The 20135-nt window shown below is 68.4% G+C and carries 20 protein-coding genes; 14 read left to right on the plus strand and 6 right to left on the minus strand.

The features are described 5' to 3' along the window. Positions 1–196: 196 nt before the first annotated feature. Positions 197–451 (plus strand): acyl-CoA-binding protein, encoded by a 255-nt coding sequence (locus LGR64_RS23475; protein ID WP_012203065.1) that lies wholly within the window; start codon positions 197–199, stop codon positions 449–451. 231 nt (positions 452–682) lie between these two features. Here LGR64_RS23475 and LGR64_RS23480 read toward each other — a convergent pair whose 3' ends face one another. Beyond that, positions 683–1705, minus strand: coding sequence for an isopenicillin N synthase family dioxygenase (locus LGR64_RS23480; RefSeq protein WP_141830577.1), 1023 nt, complete (start codon positions 1703–1705; stop codon positions 683–685). Between the two features lie 597 nt (positions 1706–2302). On the opposite strand from LGR64_RS23480, the gene LGR64_RS23485 reads away from it, so the two are divergent. The 6 genes from LGR64_RS23485 to LGR64_RS23510 all read left to right on the plus strand — a co-directional run bounded on the left by LGR64_RS23485 (position 2303) and on the right by LGR64_RS23510 (position 7184). Next, positions 2303–3331 (plus strand): ABC transporter substrate-binding protein, encoded by a 1029-nt coding sequence (locus LGR64_RS23485; protein ID WP_016446613.1) that lies wholly within the window; start codon positions 2303–2305, stop codon positions 3329–3331. A 10-nt stretch (positions 3332–3341) separates the two neighbouring features. Then, a complete protein-coding gene (locus LGR64_RS23490; protein WP_034390074.1) occupies positions 3342–3857 on the plus strand; it encodes a nucleoside deaminase in 516 nt (171 codons plus the stop codon). A 55-nt stretch (positions 3858–3912) separates the two neighbouring features. Next, positions 3913–4950, plus strand: a complete 1038-nt coding sequence (locus LGR64_RS23495) for an ABC transporter substrate-binding protein (RefSeq protein WP_043825805.1) — start codon at positions 3913–3915, stop codon at positions 4948–4950. A gap of 68 nt (positions 4951–5018) precedes the next feature. After that, entirely contained in the window at positions 5019–5861 is an 843-nt protein-coding gene (locus LGR64_RS23500; RefSeq protein ID WP_012203070.1) for an ABC transporter ATP-binding protein, read from the plus strand. 16 nt (positions 5862–5877) lie between these two features. Further along, positions 5878–6645, plus strand: coding sequence for an ABC transporter permease (locus LGR64_RS23505; protein WP_012203071.1), 768 nt, complete (start codon positions 5878–5880; stop codon positions 6643–6645). 14 nt (positions 6646–6659) lie between these two features. Next, the gene (locus LGR64_RS23510; protein ID WP_141830574.1) at positions 6660–7184 is read left to right on the plus strand and encodes a nucleoside deaminase; all 525 of its coding nucleotides are present in this window, start codon (positions 6660–6662) and stop codon (positions 7182–7184) included. A 23-nt stretch (positions 7185–7207) separates the two neighbouring features. On the opposite strand, the gene LGR64_RS23515 is transcribed toward LGR64_RS23510, so the two are convergent. Further along, positions 7208–8974: a phosphoethanolamine transferase gene (locus LGR64_RS23515; RefSeq protein WP_141830571.1), complete on the minus strand. Its 1767-nt coding sequence runs from the start codon at positions 8972–8974 to the stop codon at positions 7208–7210. A 135-nt stretch (positions 8975–9109) separates the two neighbouring features. Between LGR64_RS23515 and LGR64_RS23520 the strand changes: the two genes are divergently transcribed. Continuing rightward, positions 9110–9784: a response regulator gene (locus LGR64_RS23520; RefSeq protein ID WP_141830569.1), complete on the plus strand. Its 675-nt coding sequence runs from the start codon at positions 9110–9112 to the stop codon at positions 9782–9784. Next, positions 9777–11204 (plus strand): ATP-binding protein, encoded by a 1428-nt coding sequence (locus tag LGR64_RS23525; RefSeq protein WP_034390079.1) that lies wholly within the window; start codon positions 9777–9779, stop codon positions 11202–11204. The genes LGR64_RS23520 and LGR64_RS23525 overlap by 8 nt, the downstream gene beginning before the upstream one ends. Here the strand turns inward: LGR64_RS23525 and LGR64_RS23530 are convergent. Then, complete coding sequence (locus LGR64_RS23530; RefSeq protein ID WP_141830567.1) at positions 11156–12427, minus strand: aminopeptidase; 1272 nt, start codon at positions 12425–12427, stop codon at positions 11156–11158. The genes LGR64_RS23525 and LGR64_RS23530 overlap by 49 nt on opposite strands. Positions 12428–12449: 22 nt before the next feature. Between LGR64_RS23530 and LGR64_RS23535 the strand changes: the two genes are divergently transcribed. The 3 genes from LGR64_RS23535 to LGR64_RS23545 are packed head-to-tail and all read left to right on the plus strand — an operon-like array spanning position 12450 to position 14774. Next, a complete protein-coding gene (locus LGR64_RS23535) occupies positions 12450–13058 on the plus strand; it encodes a hypothetical protein (RefSeq protein ID WP_088165946.1) in 609 nt (202 codons plus the stop codon). A gap of 24 nt (positions 13059–13082) precedes the next feature. After that, positions 13083–14411: a class I SAM-dependent methyltransferase gene (locus LGR64_RS23540; protein ID WP_141830565.1), complete on the plus strand. Its 1329-nt coding sequence runs from the start codon at positions 13083–13085 to the stop codon at positions 14409–14411. A 33-nt stretch (positions 14412–14444) separates the two neighbouring features. After that, positions 14445–14774 carry a DUF1840 domain-containing protein gene (locus LGR64_RS23545; RefSeq protein WP_034390088.1) on the plus strand — a complete coding sequence of 110 codons (330 nt, stop codon included), beginning with the start codon at positions 14445–14447 and terminating at the stop codon, positions 14772–14774. Positions 14775–14795: 21 nt separating this feature from the next. Here LGR64_RS23545 and LGR64_RS23550 read toward each other — a convergent pair whose 3' ends face one another. Continuing rightward, the gene (locus LGR64_RS23550; RefSeq protein WP_141830563.1) at positions 14796–15779 is read right to left on the minus strand and encodes an aldo/keto reductase; all 984 of its coding nucleotides are present in this window, start codon (positions 15777–15779) and stop codon (positions 14796–14798) included. Positions 15780–15902: 123 nt separating this feature from the next. Here LGR64_RS23550 and LGR64_RS23555 point away from each other — a divergent pair, with 123 nt between their 5' ends. Beyond that, positions 15903–16787, plus strand: a complete 885-nt coding sequence (locus tag LGR64_RS23555; protein WP_141830561.1) for a LysR family transcriptional regulator — start codon at positions 15903–15905, stop codon at positions 16785–16787. Between the two features lie 64 nt (positions 16788–16851). Further along, positions 16852–17367 (plus strand): hypothetical protein, encoded by a 516-nt coding sequence (locus LGR64_RS23560; RefSeq protein ID WP_141830559.1) that lies wholly within the window; start codon positions 16852–16854, stop codon positions 17365–17367. A 108-nt stretch (positions 17368–17475) separates the two neighbouring features. On the opposite strand, the gene LGR64_RS23565 is transcribed toward LGR64_RS23560, so the two are convergent. Both LGR64_RS23565 and LGR64_RS23570 read right to left on the minus strand, forming a co-directional pair. After that, the gene (locus tag LGR64_RS23565; RefSeq protein ID WP_034390099.1) at positions 17476–18465 is read right to left on the minus strand and encodes a tripartite tricarboxylate transporter substrate-binding protein; all 990 of its coding nucleotides are present in this window, start codon (positions 18463–18465) and stop codon (positions 17476–17478) included. Between the two features lie 234 nt (positions 18466–18699). Beyond that, positions 18700–19947 carry a phenylacetate--CoA ligase family protein gene (locus LGR64_RS23570; RefSeq protein WP_088165950.1) on the minus strand — a complete coding sequence of 416 codons (1248 nt, stop codon included), beginning with the start codon at positions 19945–19947 and terminating at the stop codon, positions 18700–18702. Positions 19948–20135 lie beyond the last annotated feature (188 nt).

Consider the following 20135-nt stretch of genomic DNA (forward strand, 5'->3'; position numbering starts at 1 on the left):
ATAGGGGCGGCATAGGGGCGGCATAGGGGCGGCATAGGGGCGGCATAGGGGCGGCATAGGGGCGGCATAGGGGCGGCATAGGGGCGGCGTGGCCGGTCTCGGTGCGGTTGATGGTGAAAAAAGCACGGTCGTTCTAAATTCCTGCTTTTTTGGCTACACTGTGCCGCTACACGAACCGCCCACCAGGAGACCCGCCATGTCCGATCTGAACGCCGCCTTCGAGGCCGCCGTCAAGAACTCCACCTCGATCAGCGAGCGCCCCGACAACGCCACGCTGCTCAAGCTCTACGCGCTGTACAAGCAGGCCACCGAAGGCGACAACGAGGCCAAGAAGCCCAGCTTCACCGACATGGTCGGCCGCGCCAAGTGGGACGCCTGGGAAAAGCTCAAGGACACCTCGGCCGATGACGCCAAGCAGCAGTACATCGACCTGATCGAGTCGCTGCGCTGATCAACACCACCACCGATCGCAGACACAGACAAGGCCCCGGAATCCGGGGCCTTGTCGTTTCCGGCCAGGCCACACCACACTATGTCAAAGAGTGGAGCGCTGGAAACTGGCGCATCTCCAACCCAGGGATACCGAGGAAGGGCCTACGCCGGCCGCGCCGCCCCGCACCGAGGGTGTCGTCCCCCTCAGGGGGCGCCGTGCAACGGGAAGCGGCGCAGCCGCTCAGGGGGATCAATATTTGTTCGAGAAGTTGGCGCTGATGCGCTGGCGCAGATATTCCGCGCCCGTGATCGGCGGGTACTTCTTTTGCGGGCCCTCGATCACCGCGTCCTCGTTGGCCTGGCAGAAGAAGGCCAGGCTGTAGCGCGCGCCCTGGTATTCATGGGGCAGGGGATTGCGCACGCGGTGGAAGTTGCTGGGCAGCTGGTCGTCGCTCCAGCGCGTGAGCATGTCGCCGATGTTGCAGGTGATCACGCCTTCCACCGGGTCCACGGGCGTCCATTGCTGGCCTTGCATCTCCTTGCCCGGCAGCACCTGCAGGCCGCCCTGGCCTGCGCGCTGGAACAGCAGGGTCAGGCAGTCGAAGTCGGTGTGGGCGCCTGCGCGCCACAGGCCCAGCTCGTCCTTGAGCGCGGGATCGACCGCGAAGTAGTGCAGCATGCGCAGCGTGCTCTGGTAGGCGGGCACCGAAGGGTCGTGGGCGCGCGTGAAGAAGTCCGCATCAAAGCCCAGCTTGTGCGCAAAGCACGACAGCAGCTGCATGCCCACCTGCCAGCACTGGCGCTCGAAGCCCAGCGTGGCCTGCTGAAAGCCCGGCAGCTCCTGCTCCGTGGGCCACAGGCCGGCCATGCGCGGGCGCGTCATCTGGTAGGACTCCTTCTGGTCGGGCGTGCGCGTGGAAGGCCGGATCTGCGCCTTGTGCTCCCAGCCCGCATTGCGCGACAGCGGCCACTGCGCCTTCACCTCGCGCGGCAGCGCGAACAACTGCTCGGCACGCTCGAAGGCCGCATCGATATCGGGCTGGGGAATGCCGTGGCCCGACACCTGGAAGAAGCCGATCTCCACCGAGGCCTGCCAGATCGCATCGGCAATCTCGGCCTTGCGGCGGTCAAAGTCGGAGATATCGATCACCCGCACCTCCCGTGCGCGCGTCTCCTGCCCCTGGCCGCCCATGCGGGCCTCCTTGGCGAGTTCACCCAAGGCGTAATCTGAAGCCGGTGCCGAAGTCAGGGTGGGGTTGGCAAGCATGTTCATGGTCTGTTTCCTTTGCCGCAAAGGCAGTGGCAAGGCACGCAGCGGCCGGCGCAAAAAGACACCGATCCCGCCCGTCGCTCTTGAAGTGGCTGACAGGGCACAGGTCGCAGCCACGCCGCTCCCGCACCCGCTTCAAGAGCAATGACCCGCGCCGGCACAGGCCGGCAAGCTGAACGCTTCTACTCTTGCCAACCACCCAAGCAAACAGCGCGCCAGCCCGCGCAGGCCGGTTCGTCGCTGCGCGCGTTCCATCGTGGTGCAGCTGTCAGCCGAAATCGTGTTGTTGCCCCACATCTAGCTGGCGGTGCACCAAGGTGATGCATGCCCGCAGCGCTTGAAACTGGCGCGGCCCCACTCAGAGACACCAAGGAAGGGCCGCCCCGCACCGAGGGTGTCGTCCCCCTCCCGCGCAGCGAGAGAGGGGGAAGGCGCGAAGCGACTCAGGGGGTGGTACGCACTTTGCATACAAGCATCGTTGAGTAGAAGCGTTCAGCACGCGCCCAGTGCGCGTTGCCCGGAAATTGCTCATGTCACGCCAGCCGCCCGGTCCCATGCCAGCGGCCGGTCCCCATGTTGATAGCGACTGAGAGTTCCACCATGCAACGCCGCCATTTCCTTGCCGCCGCCGCCCTTCCCGCTGCCAGTGCCGTGATGCCCGGTGCCTTCGCCCAGGGCAAGGCGCTGACACCGCTGAAGTTCACGCTGGACTTTCGCGTGACCTCGCAGACCGCGCCCTTTTTCGTGGCGCTGCAAAAGGGCTACTACCGCGACGAGGGGCTGGACGTGAGCATCGACGTGGGCTCGGGCTCGGTGGCATCCATCACGCGGGTGGCCAGCGGCGCCTACCAGCTGGGCCTGGGCGACATCAGCTCGCTGATCGAGTTCAACGCGCAGAACGCGGGCGCGGCGCGTGTGCAGGCCGTCTACCAGTACTACAACCGCGCGCCGTTCGCCATCATCGGCCGCAAGGACCGGGGCATCACGGGCGAGTTCGCCAGCCTCAAGGGCAAGAAGGTGGCCGCCGCCGCCGTGGAGTCCACGCGTCGCGTCTGGCCCCTGGTTGCGCAGCGCCAGAACCTGCCGGCCGACCTGTTCGCCTGGACCACGACGGAGTTCTCGGCGCGCGACAACGTGGTGGTGCGCGGCGATGTGGATGCGGCCACCTATTTCCATGACTCGGCCGTGTCGCTGTTCGCACGCATCAAGCCAGAGGAGCTGTCGGTGCTGCGCTATACCGATGCAGGCGTGCAGCTGTATGGCAACGCCATCCTGGCTTCCAGCGCGCTGGTGGCCGAGCAGCCGGCGCTGGTGGCGGGATTCCTGCGCGCCAGCAACCGTGCCCTCATCGAATGCCTGGCCCAGCCCGCGCTGGCCGTGGCCGCCGTGCGCCAGCGCGAGCCCATCCTGGATGAAAAGCTGGAACTGGCGCGCTGGGCCATCACCTCGCAATACCTGGCCGCGCCCGATACGCAGCGCCACGGCCTGGGCGACATCGACCCGCAGCTGCTGGCCCGCCAGGCCGAGCAGGTCAGCCAGGCCTTCGGCCTCAAGGCGCCCGTGTCGGCCGATGCGCTGTTCAACCGCAGCCTGCTGCCGCCGCTGGCCGCGCGCATGGCCAAGGCCTGAGGGATCGCACATGGACCACGCCACCGTTTCACTGCCCCTTGAGGCCTCGCTCGACGAGCGCGACGGCCTGTACCTGCGCCGCGCCATCGCCATGGCCGACCGCGCGCGCAAGCGCGGCAACCGCCCTTTCGGCGCGCTCATCGTTGCCGCCGATGGCCGCGTGCTCGCCGAGGCCTCCAACGCCAATGGCGAGAGCGGCGACTGCACGGCCCATGCCGAGCTGTCGGCCATCCGCCTGGCCAGCCCCTTGCATGACCGCGAGGCGCTGTCCGCAGCCACCTTGTATTCATCGGCCGAGCCCTGCGTGATGTGCGCGGGCGCCATCTTCTGGTCGGCCATAGGCCGCGTGGTCTACGGCATAGATGCCGTGCGCCTGCGCGAATTCCGCGGCGAGCGCCTGGACCAGAAGGATGCCGAGCTGTCCTGCCGCGATGTGTTCGCCGCCTCGTCACACGCCATCGAATGCATAGGCCCGGCGCTGATCGGCGAGGCCGCCGCTTCGCACCAGGGCGCCTGGAAAAGCTGACCCGGCCCCGTTCCGGCCCCCCCGTTTCTTTTGACCATCAGAGAGGAAGCCCACCATGCAAAAACGACTGTTCCTGCACACCGTCCTGGCCCTGTCCGCCAGCGCGGGCCTGGCAACGGCCCATACACAGGCCCACGCGGCCACGCCGCTGAAGTTCCAGCTGGACTGGCGCTTCGAGGGGCCGGCCGCCTTCTTCCTGCAGCCGGTGGCCAAGGGCTACTTCAAGGACGCGGGCCTGGATGTCACGGTCGATGCCGGCAGCGGCTCGGGCGGCGTGGTGCAGCGCGTGGCCTCGGGCGCCTATGACCTGGGCTTTGCCGACATCGCGGCGCTGATGGAGTTCCAGGCCAACAACCCGGACATGCCCAACAAGCCCGTGGCCGTGATGATGGTCTACAACAACACGCCGGCCTCGGTGATGGCGCTCAAGAAAAGCGGCATCGCCAAGACGGCCGACCTCACCGGCAAGAAGCTGGGCGCGCCCGTTTTCGATGCGGGCCGCCGCGCCTTCCCGCTGTTCGCCAAGGCCAACCAGGTCGGCACCGTGCAGTGGACGGCCATGGACCCGCCGCTGCGCGAGACCATGCTGGTGCGCGGCGATGTGGATGCCATCACGGGCTTCACCTTCACCTCGCTGCTGAACCTGGAGGCGCGCGGCATCAAGGCCGCCGACGTGGTGGTCATGCCCTATGCGGACTTCGGCGTGAAGCTGTACGGCAACGCCATCATCGCCAGCCCGAAGCTGATCAAGGAGAACCCGGCCGCCATCAAGGCCTTCCTGCAGGCCTTCGCCAAGGGGGCCAAGGAAGTCATCGCCAACCCGGGCGCGGCCATTGCCTACGTGAAGGAGCGCGACGGCATCGTCAACACCCAGCTGGAGACGCGCCGCCTGCAACTGGCCATCGACACCGTGGTCAACAGCGCCGACGCGCGTGCCGAGGGCTTTGGCCAGGTCGTGCCCACGCGGCTGTCGCTGATGGCATCGCAGGTCTCCGATGTCTACGCCACCAAGACGCGCGTGAACCCGGCCGAGGTCTGGAACGGCAGCTTCCTGCCGTCTGCGGCCGAGCTGAACATCCTGCCCAAGAAGTGACGACAAAGTGATTGACACCGTGCGCGTGCGCCAGCGGGCGACGCGCCGGCCCTTGCCTGCTGCCTGCCATGAATTCCTCCACATCCCACGGCGATGACGACGCCTTCTTCGTCGAGTTCCGCGACGTCTGGCTTGCCTACAACGAGGAGCTGCTGCGCGCCAACCACTTCGCGGTCGAGGCCATCGACCTGCAGGTGCGGCGCGGCGAGTTCATCGCCATCGTCGGCCCCTCGGGCTGCGGCAAGTCCACCTTCATGAAGCTGACCACGGGGCTGAAGATGCCCTCCATGGGCCGCGTCATGGTCAACGGCGAGCGCGTGACCGGGCCGCTGAAGATCTCGGGCATGGCCTTCCAGGCGCCGTCGCTGCTGCCCTGGCGCACCACGGTGGACAACGTGCTGCTGCCGCTGGAGATCGTGGAGCCGCACCGCTCGCTGTTCCGCCAAAAGCGCAAGGAGTACGAAGCGCGTGCGCGCGCCCTGCTGCAGAAGGTGGGCCTGGGCGGCTACGAGGACAAGTACCCCTGGCAGCTGTCGGGCGGCATGCAGCAGCGCGCCAGCATCTGCCGCGCGCTGATCCACGAGCCCCAGATGCTGCTGCTGGACGAGCCCTTCGGCGCGCTCGACGCCTTCACGCGCGAGGAGCTGTGGTGCGTGCTGCGCGACCTGCAGGCCGAGCAGCGCTTCAACGTCATCCTGGTCACGCACGACCTGCGCGAGAGCGTCTTCCTGGCCGACACCGTGTACGTGATGAGCAAGAGCCCGGGCCGCTTCGTGGTGCGCCGCGACATCGAGCTGCCGCGCCCGCGCGAGCTGGAGCTGACCTACACGCGCGAATTCACCGACATCGTGCACGAGCTGCGCGGCCACATCGGCGCCATGCGCAAGACCGGCGCGGCCATCCAACAATAGAACGGGGGAGATTCACATGCACAAGAAATATGCGGAACGCTGGGCGCCCTGGGTGCTGCTGCTGGCGGTCATCCTGCTGTGGCAGGTCATCTGCTCGGCCTTCGAGGTCTCGGAGTTCATCTTCCCCAGCCCCTGGGCCATCGGCCGGCAGCTGGCCGAGTTCAGCGGCATCATCGCCGCCCACGCCTGGCGCACCTACTGGGTGACGATGGCGGGCTTTGGCATCGCCATCGTGGTGGGCGTGCTGCTGGGCTTTCTGATCGGCTCCTCGCGCCTGGCCTATGCGGCGTTCTATCCGCTGATGACGGCCTTCAACGCCTTGCCCAAGGCGGCCTTCGTGCCCATCCTGGTGGTCTGGTTCGGCATCGGCGCGGGACCGGCCATCCTCACGGCCTTCCTGATCAGCTTCTTTCCCATCATGGTCAACATCGCCACCGGCCTGGCCACGCTGGAGCCCGAGCTGGAGGATGTGCTGCGCGTGCTGGGCGCCCGGCGCTGGGACGTGCTGATCAAGGTCGGCCTGCCGCGCTCCATGCCCTACTTCTACGGCTCGCTGAAGGTGGCGATCACGCTGGCCTTCGTGGGCACCACGGTCAGCGAGATGACGGCGGCCAACGAAGGCATCGGCTACCTGCTGGTGTCGGCCGGCTCGTCCATGCAGATGGGCCTGGCCTTTGCCGGCCTGATCGTGGTGGGCGCCATGGCCATGGTGATGTACGAGCTGTTCAGCGCCATCGAAAAGCGCACCACGGGCTGGGCCCGGCGCGGCTCGCAGGGCGAGTGAAGGAGAATCCGGCCATGATGCCCGCACCCACGACGACACCGCCCATGACGCCCATGACGCCCCTGACCGACGAACAGGCCGCCCGCCAGCTGCGCCGTGCAGGCGCCGTGGCCGGGCGGGCCATGGCCATGGGCCGCCACCCCTTTGGCGCGCTGCTGCTGGCGCCCGACGGCGAGACCGTGCTGGCCGAGCAAGGCAACATCGACACGGTGAACCATGCCGAGTCCACGCTGGCGCGCACGGCCGCCGCCAACTATCCGGGCGCCTACCTGGCGCAGTGCACCCTGGTCACCACCTTCGAGCCCTGCGCCATGTGCGCCGGAACCATCTACTGGGCCGGCATAGGCCGCGTGCTCTACGGCGCCGAGGAAACGGCGCTGCTGGCGCTGACGGGCGACCATCCCGAAAATCCCACGCTGTCCCTGCCTTGCCGCGAGGTCTTCGCGCGCGGGCAGCGCGCCGTGCAGGTCATCGGTCCGGTGCCTGCGCTGCACGAGGAGATGCTGGAGCCGCACCGGGGCTTCTGGCAGCAGCGCTGAACGGCGGCTGCGCCCCCGCCCGCTCAACTGCGGCAGCCGGCCAGCGCGTCCAGGGGCTTCTGGTAGGTGGGGCTGGTCACGTCCAGCAGGCCCAGGGTGGTGTGGTAGAGGTTGTCGTGCGACAGCGGCGCGTCCAGCTGGCCGCGCACGCAGCGCTCGGACACGCCGGTGCGCTCGCCCAGGTTGCCCAGCCAGGCAATCATGGGAATGTGCTTTTGCTCGTCGGGCGCCATGGCGTAGGGCATGCCGTGCAGGTAGATGCCCATCTCGCCCAGCGACTCGCCATGGTCCGACATGTAGACCATGCCGGTCTGGTAGCGCGACTGCTGGCTTGCCAGCCAGTCGATGGTCTGCGACAGGAAATGGTCGTTGTAGCGGATGGAGTTGTCGTAGACATTGACCACCTGCTCGCGCGTGCAGCTGGACAGCGCATTGGTCAGGCATTCGGGCTGGAAGACCTTGGTCTCGGGCGTGGAGCGCTTGTAGTAGGCCGGGCCGTGGCTGCCCATCTCATGCATGACCAGCACCACGCCGCGCTCGCGGCGCTCGCGCGGCAGGGCGGCGATGCGTTCGTCGATGCCGCTGAGCAGGATGCCGTCCAGGCATTCGCCGTCGCTGGAGCACAGGGCCTTGCCGTCGGGCGTGTTCAGGCGGTCGGCCGTGCTGGCGTTGGGAATGCGTTCGCACACGCCCTTGCAGCCGGCCTGGTTGTCCACCCACAGCACGGCCAGGCCGGCGTTGTACAGCACGTCCACCAGGTTGTCGTAGTCCACCTTGCTCTTGTAGAAGCCCGTGCGGCCCAGGTGCGAGAACATGCAGGGCACGGATTCGCGCGTGCTGGTGCCGCAGGAGGTCACGTTGCTCCAGTTGAGCACCTTGCGCCTGGCCAGCTCGGGCGTGGTGTCGCGGGCATAGCCGTTCAGGCCCCAGTTGGCGGCGCGCGCCGTCTCGCCCACCACGATGACGAACAGCGGCGGCTTGCGCTCGGCCGCATAGGTGGCGCCCAGCGTGGCGCCGGCCGCAATGCTGGCAAACGGGCGCTTGGGCCGCAGGATGGGCTTGAGCACCGCGTCCAGCGAGGCCAGCACGGGGCTCACGGGGTTGAGCATGTGGCGCATCCACAGGTTGTTGCGGATCACGGGGGCCAGCTCGCGGTACGAGACAAAGACCGATGCCGCCAGCAGCACCACCGAGGCGGCCAGCAGCCCCAGCGTGCGCAGCACCGTCTGAGTGCTGCGGCGCGGGCGGATGATGCGCAGCCGCAGCAGCCAGGCCGTGGGCAGGCCGGCCACCAGCAGCAGCTGCAGCAGCAGCTGGGGGTTGAACAGGTCGCTGCTTTCGCGCAGGTCGGTCTGCAGGATGTTGTTGATCATGCCGCCATCCATCACCGTGCCGTAGGCGGTCATGAAGTACTGGGCCGAGCCGGCAATCCAGGGCAGGGCGATCCACAGCGGTTTCATGCCGCGCGGCCAGGCCGTCAGCGACAGCAGCAGCAGGATGCCGCCCAGGCCCAGCGGCAGCAGGCGCAGCACCAGGGTGGCCAGGCTGCCGTCATAGCCTTCGAGGTGGGGCAGGCGCAGCCACAGCGCCCAGTTCGCGGTGGCCAGCAGCCACAGCGCCAGCACCAGGGCCACGGCCTGGGGCGAGCGCGGGGCGCTCCAGGCCGTGCGCAGCCGCACCGCGAGGCTGGCGGGGGCCGCCTGGGCAGGCTGGGCAGAAGATGGGGCCGGGGCTTGGCCGGTGCCGGAGGAGCCGGCAAAGGGGGGGCGGGCGAGCAGGCGTTCTGACATGGCCGCGAGCGTAGAATTCGCAGCTTAAGAACATCTGAACCCCGCGTTCAGACTCCGTTCAGCTTGAACCCCTCCCGTCCCCTCTGTTGCGCCCGTACCCGGTGCACACCCTGATGTGCGAAGGCCCAGCCTCCCATGCGAATCCTGCTGGTCGAAGACGATGAGGCACTGGCCCAGGCGGTGGGCAGCTATCTGCGCTCCAAGGCCTTTCTGATCGACAGCGTGCCTTCTCTGGCGCAGGCGCGCGCCTGCCTGGCCGGTGCCAGCTACGCGGCCGTGCTGCTGGACCTGCACCTGTCCGACGGCGACGGCCTGGCGCTCATGCCGACGCTGCGCCGGCTGGAGCAGCCTCCCGTCACCATCGTGCTCACGGCACGCGACCAGGTCAGCGACCGCATCCGCGGGCTGGACGCGGGGGCCGACGATTATCTGGTCAAGCCTTACGACCCCGAGGAACTGCTGGCCCGCCTGCGCGCCGTGAGCCGGCGCGGCGGCGGCATGCAGGCCGGGCAGGACGCCGTGCTGCGCATGGGCACGCTGGAGATCGACCTGGCCCGCGAAATGGTGCGCGATGCGGGCCGCACGCTGCTGCTCACGCCCAAGGAATGGGCGCTGCTGCGCGTGCTCACGGCCCAGCCGCAGCGTGTGCACGCGCGCGAGCATCTGCTCGATGCGCTCTACGGCTTCGATGCCGAGGCCGACAGCAACACGCTGGAAGTCTTCATCAGCCGGCTGCGCCGCAAGCTCGGGCGCGACCGCATCCTGACCGTGCGCGGTACCGGCTACCGCCTGGCCATCGAGCATGGATGAGCCGCAGCGCTACAGCCTGGCGCTGCCGCCGCGTCTGGCCGACCAGCTGGCCCGCGAGCTGACACTGGCCCTGGCCGCCGTCTGGCTGGCCTGCGTGCTGGCGCTGGCCTGGTATGTCAGCCACATCGTGCACCACAACTTCGACCAGGAAATGATCGACAGCGGCCACCGCCTGCTGGAGGTGGCCGTGCACCAGCTGGAACAGGAAGACCACTCGCGCGAGGGCGTGCAGCGCCCGCATGTGGCCTCGCAGCCGGGCGACGAGGCCGAGGATCTGGTCTACCAGCTGCAGGACGGCCGCGGCAACGTGCTGCTGCGCACCCAGGCCGCCCCCGTGGCAGCCTTTGCCGTGCCCATGCGCGAGGGCTTCTACGAGCGCGAGGGCTGGCGCATCTATGTGGTGGCCCATCCCCGGCAGCCGCTGTTCCTGATGCTGGCCGATCCCATGGTCGAGCGCAGCGAGGCGCTGCAGCGGGCGCTGCTGGCGCTGGGCTCGGTGATGCTGGTCATGCTCGCCCTCATGGGCTGGGCGCTGCGCGTGACCGCGCGGCGGCGCCTGCGCGTGCTGCGCGACATGCAGCTGCAGCTGAGCGAGCGCGGCGGCTCCAACCTGGAGCCGCTGGACCTGGACGCCATGCCGCGCGAGCTGTGGCGGCTGGGCCGGGGCATCAACCACCTGATGCAGCGCCTGTCGCATGCGCTGCAGGTGGAGCGCTCCATGGCTGCCAATGCGGCCCACGAGCTGCGCACGCCGCTGGCCGTGGCCACGCTGCGCCTGCAGACGGCCCTGGACAGGGGCGTGGACAACACCGATGTACGCGCGGCCTATGAGGCGCTGGAGCGGCTGCGCCAGCGCACGGAAAAGCTGCTGCAGCTGTCGCGCGCGGCCTCGGGCTCGGCGCTGGCGCAGGACGAGGTGCGGCTGGACGCGCTGGCCAGCATGGTGGCCTCCGAGTTCTGGCAGCAGGACGAATCCACCCAGCTGCGGCTGGATGTGGTGCTGCCCGAGCAGCCCTGCGGGCCGGTGGCGGGCGATGTGGACACGCTGGCCATCGCCTTGCGCAACCTGGTGGAGAACGCGCTGCGCTACAGCGATGGCTCGGAGGTGCTGCTCGAAGTCTGCGACAGCCGCACCGTCCAGGTGCGCGACGAGGGGCCGGGCATGGATGCGGCGGCGCTGAGCACCGCGCGCGAGCGCCATGTGCGCCATGTGGACGACCTGCGCCTGCCCCAGGGCACCGTGCGGGAGCTGGCGTCGCCGGGCTACGGCCTGGGCCTGTCCATCGTGTCCATGATCGTGGCCCAGCATGGTGGCAGCCTGGAGCTGCAGTCGCCGCTGCCCGGCAGTTCCAACGGCCTGCTGGCCCGCATTCAGTTGCCGGGATGCGACCCGTCCGTGGATACCGACGCACTGTCCTGATCCGGGGCGCAGGCAGGCGGCAGGGGCGCATCGGCGGGCATGAGCCCGCACAGCCTTGTGTTGCGCTGCAAGGCCGGCAGGGCGGCCAGTTTCTCTACCTCGGCATAGAAACGCTGCCAGCCCTGGGCGGCCTCGCCGCCGGCCTGGGCCGACGCCTGGGTCTGCGACTGCTTCCACAGCGCGGTGAAGGCAGGCACCCAGTCGTCGTAGGCGGCCAGCGCGCCAAAGCTGGCGTTGTTGGCATCGGCCACCCACTGGTCCAGCCGCGCCTGGTTGCGGTCGTAGAGCTGGCGCTGTGCATCGGTGGTCAGCAGAGCTGCATCGGCGCTGCGCCATTGCGCGCGCAGCGCGGCGTAGTCGCTGCGGAACTGCTGGTAGATCTGCGCCTTGGCCTGCGGCATGGCGGGGCCGCGCTGCTGCGGGTCCTGGTAGAGCTGCTGCAGCGCCTGGCGCGTGTGGCCGGTCAGTGCCCGCCACTGCGCGCGCCGCAGCTGGCCTGCATCCCAGCGTGCGCGGGCGGCGGGGCCGGCCTCGGTGGCCAGCCACAGCGGCGTGCCCAGGCGCTCCACGGTGGTGGCAAAGGATTCGTTGAAGGCCGTGTCGCCGGCCACATAGACCACCTGGTGGGCCAGTTCGTGGAACAGCAGGCCGGCGAACTCGCCCTCGCCCCAGCCGATGAAGGTGTTGAGCAGCGGATCGCCGCCCAGCCAGTTCAGGTAGCCCAGCGTGGAATAGGCGGGCACGCCGTAGCTGCCGGACTCCAGGCCCTGGTCGGCCAGTTGCCGTGCCTGGGCCATGGCGTCGGCCTCGGCAAAGTAGCCCCGGTAGCCCACGCAGCCGGCCACGGGAAAGCACCAGCGGTGCAGCTCCAGGCTGTCGGGCGGCGCGGCCACCACGTTCCATACGGCAAACGGCCGCTGCAGATCGGCATAGCGGCGGTAGCTGGCGTTGTCGGGCAGGCCCAGGCGCTCCACGGCAAAGGCGCGCATGCGCCGGGCCGACAGCAGGCGCTCGCGCAGTGCAGGCGCAAGGTTCTCGTCCTGCAGCCAGTCGTCAATCGGGCGGCTGGCCTGCAGCAGGTGCATTTGCCCGCGCAGGCTTTGCCAGTAATAGCCCAGCCCGTCGCCACCGGCCCCCCGGCTGGCACAGCCGCCCAGCAGCAGGCCTATGCCCACCAAAATCGCGGGCAGGCCGCGCCTGACTACACTCAAGCCTTCTCGCACCCTTGGCCCCCTTGCTGCTTTCATGGACTTCTTCACGCTGGCGATCATTGTCTTCATCGCAATCTACCTGCTCAAGACGCAGCAACAGCGCCGGCATACCCTGCTGCTGGCCCAGTATCTGGGGCGATTCCAGATCGAGAAGCTGATGGGCGGCCTGATCGAAGGCTATCTGCGCGCCCTGGGTGAGAACGACGAGCAGCGCCGTGCCCAGATCTGGACCGTGCTGGACAACACCGAGGCCAACCTGGCCGAGCAGTTCCAGCGCTTTGCCAAGGAGATGGCCACGGCCGATCCGCAGCTCACGCGCGTGAGCACGCTGCCCGTGGCGCTTCCCTATCTGGACCGGCTCTTTCCCTCGTCGTCCTTCGATCTGCGCGACGCCATGCAGCTGCATGCGCGCGGCATTGCCTCCGTGCGCGTGGCCGACAGCCGCAACGAGGATGAACGCCGTGCGCGCGCCTTCACGATGACGGCCGAGCTGTTGCTCATGCAGTACACCTGTCATTGGTTTTGCAAATCGCGTGCCGTGGCATCCCTGCGGCTGGTCGCACGGCACAAGACGCCCTTCGAGCAAGTGCTTGCTTCGGTGACGGATCAGACACGGCGCGACTACAGGCAGCTGATCGCCTGATCACTGCACCACGGGTGGGGCGCCATGCCCCGCCATGCACAGCCCAGGCTGCGATTGACGCAGTGCGCCTTGCTGTCAAAAATGAACGCCATGACACAAGTGCTGAGCTCCATCGAGGCGCGGCTGGCGTCTCTCCCTGTTCCCGTGGCCGTGATCCTGCCGTCCGGCCAGCGCGCTGGTCCTGCGGATGCGCAGGTGGTGCTGCATTTCCAGACCATGTCGGCCATGGCCAGCCTGGCGGCCGGGCAGATAGGGACACTGGGCGGTGCCATCGTGGAAGGGATGGTGCGCATCGATGGCCGCATGCGCGACGTGATGGCGGTGGCCGCCAGCCTGCTGCAGTCCGATCCGGTGCGCGGCACATCGCACTGGTGGGGGCATGCCATGGCCCGCATGCGCTCCATGGCCGCGCACACGCTGGCGCGCGACGCCCAGCAGATCCAGTTCCACTACGACATCTCCGACGACTTCTACGGCCTGTGGCTGGACCCGCGCCGCGTCTATTCCTGCGCCTACTTCCGCGATCCGCAGATGACGCTGGCCCAGGCCCAGGAGGCCAAGCTGGAGCACATCTGCCGCAAGCTGGACCTGCGGCCCGGCGAGCGCTTCCTGGACATCGGCGCGGGCTGGGGCGCGCTGCTGCTGTGGGCGGCCGAGCACTACGGCGTCACGGCCACGGGCATCACGCTCTCGCACAACCAGCACCGCTACGTGCAGCAGCTGATTGCCGAGCGCGGCCTGCAGGGCAAGGTGGACATGCAACTGCTGGACTACCGCGCGCTGGCGCCCGCCCAGCCCTTCGACAAGATAGGCTCGGTGGGCATGTTCGAGCATGTGGGCCAGGCCCAGCTGCCCGAGTACTTCCAGACCGTGCACCGCCTGCTGCGCCCGGGCGGCATGGCGCTGATCCACGGCATCACGGCGGGCGGCGTGGACAACACCGAGCTGGGCGCGGGCATGGGCGAGTTCATCGACCGCTACATCTTCCCCGGCGGCGAGCTCATGCATGTGAGCCGCGTGCTGCACGACATGGGCCACAGCGGGCTGGAAATGGTGGACACGGAGAACCTGCGGCCCCACTACGCACGCACGCTGTGGAACTGGTCCGACGCACTGGAAGCCCGGCTGCCGCAGGCGCAGCGTATCCTTGAGCAGCATGCCGACGCCGAAGGTGCCGCCAAGGTGCTGCGCGCCTACCGGCTCTATCTGGCGGGTTGCGCCATGGGATTCGAGCGCGGCTGGATCGCCCTGCACCAGATGCTGTGCACGCATCCCGATGGACGGCTCCAGTCGGGACCCATGGTGGGGGCTCAATCGGACTATGCTTTCAACCGCGAGTACATGTACCGCTGAGTGCATGACACGCCACACAGAAAAAGGATAGCCATGCTCTACAAGTTCAAGTCCCGTGCCACGGCCGACGTCATCATGCTCGAATCCAACGGCCGCCAGGTCCTGGAGATCGTCGGCAAGACGCCCGGCGCCAGCGGCATCATCACGGTGCAGCAGATTCCCGCCGCCATCGAGGCGCTGGAGGCCGCCGTCGCCGACGACGACGCCCGCCGCAAGGCCAACCAGGAAGAGGATGCGCAGGATGGCGACCAGGACAATGCCGCACCGGGCGCACGCGATGCCGTCAGCCTGCGCCAGCGCGCTGCGCCCATGATCGACATGCTGCGCCGCAGCGCCGCCGAGAACAGCGACGTCACCTGGTAGCCGGCGCCTCCCGCTGGCACGTCAGGCGTTGATGCCCTTCATGCCTTCTTCCGTATAGCGCTGCCCGGCCACGGGCAGCTCGTCGCTGGCGCGCCGCAGCTCGTCCAGCTCGCCGGGCGTCAGTGCCACGGACAGCGCACCCAGGTTGTCCTGCAGATGGGCGATGCGCCGGGTGCCCGGAATGGGCACCACGTCCGGCCCCTGGGCCAGCAGCCAGGCCAGGGCGATCTGCGCAGGCGTGCTGCCCTTGCGCTGCGCCAGGGCCGATACGGCGCCCACCAGGGCCTGGTTGGTGTCGATGTTGCCGGGCTGAAAGCGCGGCAGGCTGGCGCGGAAATCGCCCTGCTCGAAGGCCGTGCCGCCATGAAAGCGCCCCGTGAGAAAGCCGCGCCCCAGTGGCGAATAGGCCACCAGCCCCACGCCCAGCTCGCGGCAGGCGGGCAGCACCTCGTCCTCCACCTCGCGCGTCCACAGCGAATACTCGGTCTGCACCGCCGCCACCGGGTGCACGGCATGGGCGCGGCGCAGCGTGGCCGCGCTGACCTCGCACAGGCCGATGCGGGCGATCTTGCCCTCCTGCACCAGGCGCACCAGGCCTTGCATGGTCTCTTCGATGGGCCGCGTGGCATCGACGCGGTGCACGTAATACAGGTCGATGCGCTCCACGCCCAGGCGCCGCAGCGAGTCCTCGCAGCTTTGCCGTGCGTACTGCGCGCTGTTGTCGATGCTGCGCCGGTACTCGCCGGCCTTGCGCACGATGCCGAACTTGGTGGCGATCTTCACGCGCGGGCGGCGCGTGGCCAGGAAGCGGCCGATCAGCTCCTCGTTGTGGTGCGGCCCGTAGACATCGGCCGTGTCCAGGAAGTCGATGCCGGACTCCACGGCATGGTCCAGCGCCTGCAGCGCCAGGGCGTCGTCGCGCGGACCATAGAACTCGCTCATGCCCATGCAGCCCAGGCCCAGGGCGGACACCTGCAGATCGTGGCCAAGTTTGCGTTGTTGCATTGCGTATCCTCTTGCTGAAACAAGGGGCCAGTATGGTTTTCCGAAGCGGCCTTGCCTACTGACAAAATCGCGCTTTGATCTTCCATTTTCGGAAAGCATTTCCGAAAACAAAGGAGCATTCCATTGCAGTGGGACGACGCCCGCATCTTCCTGGCCATTGCCCGCGCCGGCAGCCTGAGCGGTGCCTCGGCCGAGCTGGGGCTGGGCGTGGCCACGGTCTCGCGCCGGCTGGACCGGCTGGAGTCCGCGCTGTCCATGCCCCTGTTCAGCCGCCACCAGAGCGGCTATCGGCTCACGGCCGACGGCCAGGCACTGCTGGCCCCTGCCGAGGCGCTGGAGCAGGCTGCCCAGGCCCTGGGCGATGCCGCGCAAAGCCAGGCACAGGTCGCAGGCGTGGTGCGGCTGGCCACGGCGGAGAACCTGGCCAACCCGCTGATCGCGCCCTCGCTGGTCCCTCTGTTCGCCCGCCACCCGGGTCTGCGCGTGCAGCTGGTCAGCGGCGTGCAGACGCTGAACCTGCACCGGCGCGACGCCGACCTGGCCGTGCGCATGACCCAGCCCGAGGCTGGCCACGTCACGATCCGGCGCCTGGGAACGCTGGGTTTCGGCTTGTACGGATCGGCCGGCCATGTTGCTGGCCGCGCTGGCCGGAGCGGCTCGGACCCGTTCGAGGGCGATGCCTTCATCGGCTGGGACGACAGCCACGCCCACCTGCCCGCCGCACGCTGGATGGCGCGCGCCCTGCACGGGCGTCCCTGCCGGCTGGAGACCAACACCCTGTCCGCGCAGCTGGCCGCGGCCCAGGCGGGCCTGGGCCTGGCCGTGCTGCCGCATTTCCTGGCGCGGCAGGCGGGGCTGGTCTGCGTGGAGCCGCAGCTGGGCGCCGACCAACCGATCTGGCTTGCCATGCATGCCGACCTTGCCCATTCGCGGCGGGTGCGGGCCGTGGCCGACCACCTCATTGAACTGTTCGAGCGGCGGCATGCCGAACTCGAAGGCCCGGCCTGAGCCGCAGCAGGGGCCGCGCGCCGTGTTAAACACGCACGCAGATTGCGAGAAAGAAAGGACTTCCATGCACCGCCTCCGTCATTCCTCCCGATTCCTGCCCTGGCTGGGCGCGCTGGCCGCCACACTGGCACTGGCCGCCTGTGCCGACAGGCCCAAGGCACCCACCGGCCCGCAGGCACCTCCGGGAGCGGCGGCTGCCGTGTATTCGCTGCTGTTTCTGGACAACGCCTCCAACCTCGGCCCCAAGGCGGCGGCCTACTGCATAGGCAACGGCCGGGGCTGGGCGCTGCTGGACCCCGATGCCGGCACGCTGGCCCTGCTCAGCGGCCAGAGCCAGGTGCGGCCGGCTTCGGCCTGCGACGTGGGCAAGGGCGGCGAGCTGGTGCTGGACCGGGCCAGCGGCCGGCCGGCGCTGATGTTCGGCGTCGAACTCGTGCACTGCACGGCCTCGGGATCGCAATGCCTGATGCGCGGCAGCTACTACGAAGGTCCCGGCAACACGCAGAGCAACCTCTACAACGCAAGCCAGCGCGGCGGCAGCTGGCAGGCCGTGATGGCGCTGCGCGGGCCGGCGCCCTGAGCCTGCGTCGCTGCTGTCGCGCGGCTCCCGCCAACGAAAAAGCCCGGCCGAAGCCGGGCTTGATCGTGGTTGCAACTGGGCGATCCGTCGCGGTGGTGGTCCTCGGGATCAGTCGGCGTAGGTGCCGGCTGCCTTGATGACCTTGCCCCACTTCTCGATCTCGGCCTGGACGAACTTCTTGTGGCCTTCGGGCTCGATGCGGCCGTCGCTGGCGATCACGGCGCCCAGGGCTTCCTGGCGCTTGATGAACTCGGGGTCCTTCAGGGCGGCCTTCATGGCCTCGTTGACCTTCTTGACGATGTCGGCCGGCGTGCCCTTGGGGGCGTACAGGCCGTGCCAGATGGTGACCTGGAAGTCGGGCACGCCCACTTCGGCCAGCGTCGGCAGGTCCTTCAGTGCGGGCATGACCAGGCGCTTGGGCGTGGTCACGGCATAGGCCTGGACCTTCTTGGCCGTGATCTGGCCCGTGGTGTTGGTGGTCTGGTCGCACAGCAGGTCGACCTGGTTGCCGATCAGGTCGGCGATGGCCGGCGCAGCGCCCTTGTAGGGCACGGGCGTCATTTCGGTCTTCATGGCCGACTGCAGCATCAGGCCGCACAGGTGGGAGGCGGAACCGATGCCGGCATTGGCCAGGTTGACCTTGCCCTGGTTCTTGCCGATCCAGTCCTTGACCTCGGCGAAGTTCTTGGCCGGCAGGCTGGGGCGGCCGATCAGCGTCATGGGCACGTCGTTGATGATGCCGGCGTACTCGAAGTCGTTGAGCACGTTGAACGACAGCTTGCGGTACAGCGACGGGATCGTGGACATGCCGATGTGGTTGATCAGCAGCGTGTAGCCATCAGGACGGGCACGTGCGGCCTTGGCCGTGCCGATGGTGCTGCCGGCGCCGTCGGCGTTGTCCACCACGATGGTGGCATTGTTCAGGTGCTTGCGCATGGACTCGGCCAGATCGCGGGCCACCTTGTCGGTCGGGCCGCCTGCGGTGAACGGCACGATGAGGGTGATCGTCTTGCCTGCGGCAGGATAGTCCTGCGCATGAGCGCCAATGGCTGCGCCGGCTGCCAGGGCGATGGCTGCGATCTTGAACAATGCTTTCATAGTGTCTCCAGGTGAATGGCGTGCAAATGATACGGGGCGATGCGTTTTCGCCCTAAAGGGCAAACACGCAAAAGAAACCGAATGCACGAGGAGACGAATTTTAAGAATTGTTTCTATTGCGCCGCAGCAGATTCCCTTGCCATTGATCTAGTGCAAACCCTTGGAGGCTTGACAGGCGTCATGTTTTCAGGGTCTGCGACGGCTGCTCGGCCGCCGTCCCCCGCGTCTCGGTGGCTACTTGTACGACCTCGCGTCTTCAATGACCTTCCCGTCATTGGGCAGGGTGCCCGGCAGCACCATCTGCACGTCGCCGCGCAGCTTGGTCACTTCGCGCACCGCATCGGACAGCTGCTGGGCCAGGCCCGGTGAGGTTTCGCGGGTTTCGACCAGCAGCTGCATCTGGTCATTGGCCATCTCGCCCGTGACCACCAGCCTTGCCCGCCCCACCTGCGGAAAGCGGCGCACGACGTCGGCAATCTGGCCCGGGTGCACGAACATGCCGCGCACCTTGGTGGTCTGGTCGGCGCGTCCCATCCAGCCCTTGATGCGCGCGTTGGTGCGGCCCGTGGGGCACTGGCCGGGCAGCACGGCAGAGAGGTCGCCCGTGCCGAAGCGGATCAGCGGGTAGTCGGGGTTGAATGTGGTGATCACCAGCTCGCCCACCTCGCCGGGGGCCACCGGGTCGCCCGTGCCGGGGCGCACGATCTCGACGATGACCTGCTCGTCCAGCACCAGGCCTTCGCGCGCCTCGGTCTCGTAGGCGATCAGGCCCAGGTCGGCCGTGGCGTAGCACTGGTAGCCGGCAATGCCGCGCTCGGCCAGCCAGTCGCGCAGCGAGGGCGGGAAGGCCTCGCCCGAGACCATGGCCTTGGTCACGGAGGGGATGGGCAGGCCCATCTCCAGGGACTTTTCCACAATGATCTTGAGGAAGCTGGGCGTGCCCACGTAGCCGGCGGGCCGCAGGTCGGCCATGGCCTGCACCTGCTGCTCGGTCTGGCCCGTGCCGCCTGCGAACACCGTGCAGCCCAGCGCATGGGCGCCGCTTTCCATCATCGAGCCCGCGGGCACGAAGTGGTAGCTGAAGCAGTTGTGCACCAGTTCGCCGGGCCGAAAGCCCGAGGCATGCAGCGCGCGCGCCATGCGCCAGTAGTCGGGGCGGCGGCTTTCGGGCTCGTAGATGGGGCCGGGGCTGCAGAACAGGCGCGGCATGGGCTGGCCCAGGCCAATGGCGTTGAAGCCGCCGAAGATCTGCGCGGGCCGCTGCTCGGCCTGGCGCTGCAGCAGCTCGTACTTGCGCGTCACCGGCAGGCGGGCCAGGGCCTCGCGGCTGGTGATCTGCGCGGCATCGACGCCGGCCAGGATCCGGGCGAAGGCGGCAGAGTGTTGCTGCGCATGGGCGATCTGCCGGGGCAGGGCGGCCAGCAGCGCCGCTTCGCGTTCGTCAGGGGTGCGCGTCTCCAGCGCGTCGTAGAAGGCACTCATGGCAATTCCTGTTGGTGGAAAAGGGCTGGCAGGGACTGGGCAGGGGTGTGTCAAAAAATCCAGAGGGCTGTGTTCCGTCCGTTGCCCTTGAAACCGGCGCGGCCCAACCCAGGGACACCGAGGAAGGGCCGCCCCGCACCGAGGGTGTCGTCCCCCCCGCGAAGCGAGAGGGGGAAGGCGCGAAGCGA

It is taken from the genome of Delftia sp. Lp-1 (assembly GCF_020523835.1).
GTDB classification, from domain to species: Bacteria; Pseudomonadota; Gammaproteobacteria; order Burkholderiales; family Burkholderiaceae_C; genus Comamonas; species Comamonas acidovorans.

Coding starts and splice junctions, on each gene's coding strand:
- LGR64_RS23475 (WP_012203065.1), top strand. CDS start 197: ATGTCCGATCTGAACGCCGCCTTCGAGGCCGCCGTCAAGAACTCCACC.
- LGR64_RS23480 (WP_141830577.1), bottom strand. CDS start 1,705: ATGAACATGCTTGCCAACCCCACCCTGACTTCGGCACCGGCTTCAGAT.
- LGR64_RS23485 (WP_016446613.1), top strand. CDS start 2,303: ATGCAACGCCGCCATTTCCTTGCCGCCGCCGCCCTTCCCGCTGCCAGT.
- LGR64_RS23490 (WP_034390074.1), top strand. CDS start 3,342: ATGGACCACGCCACCGTTTCACTGCCCCTTGAGGCCTCGCTCGACGAG.
- LGR64_RS23495 (WP_043825805.1), top strand. CDS start 3,913: ATGCAAAAACGACTGTTCCTGCACACCGTCCTGGCCCTGTCCGCCAGC.
- LGR64_RS23500 (WP_012203070.1), top strand. CDS start 5,019: ATGAATTCCTCCACATCCCACGGCGATGACGACGCCTTCTTCGTCGAG.
- LGR64_RS23505 (WP_012203071.1), top strand. CDS start 5,878: ATGCACAAGAAATATGCGGAACGCTGGGCGCCCTGGGTGCTGCTGCTG.
- LGR64_RS23510 (WP_141830574.1), top strand. CDS start 6,660: ATGATGCCCGCACCCACGACGACACCGCCCATGACGCCCATGACGCCC.
- LGR64_RS23515 (WP_141830571.1), bottom strand. CDS start 8,974: ATGTCAGAACGCCTGCTCGCCCGCCCCCCCTTTGCCGGCTCCTCCGGC.
- LGR64_RS23520 (WP_141830569.1), top strand. CDS start 9,110: ATGCGAATCCTGCTGGTCGAAGACGATGAGGCACTGGCCCAGGCGGTG.
- LGR64_RS23525 (WP_034390079.1), top strand. CDS start 9,777: ATGGATGAGCCGCAGCGCTACAGCCTGGCGCTGCCGCCGCGTCTGGCC.
- LGR64_RS23535 (WP_088165946.1), top strand. CDS start 12,450: ATGGACTTCTTCACGCTGGCGATCATTGTCTTCATCGCAATCTACCTG.
- LGR64_RS23540 (WP_141830565.1), top strand. CDS start 13,083: ATGCCCCGCCATGCACAGCCCAGGCTGCGATTGACGCAGTGCGCCTTG.
- LGR64_RS23545 (WP_034390088.1), top strand. CDS start 14,445: ATGCTCTACAAGTTCAAGTCCCGTGCCACGGCCGACGTCATCATGCTC.
- LGR64_RS23550 (WP_141830563.1), bottom strand. CDS start 15,779: ATGCAACAACGCAAACTTGGCCACGATCTGCAGGTGTCCGCCCTGGGC.
- LGR64_RS23560 (WP_141830559.1), top strand. CDS start 16,852: ATGCACCGCCTCCGTCATTCCTCCCGATTCCTGCCCTGGCTGGGCGCG.
- LGR64_RS23565 (WP_034390099.1), bottom strand. CDS start 18,465: ATGAAAGCATTGTTCAAGATCGCAGCCATCGCCCTGGCAGCCGGCGCA.
- LGR64_RS23570 (WP_088165950.1), bottom strand. CDS start 19,947: ATGAGTGCCTTCTACGACGCGCTGGAGACGCGCACCCCTGACGAACGC.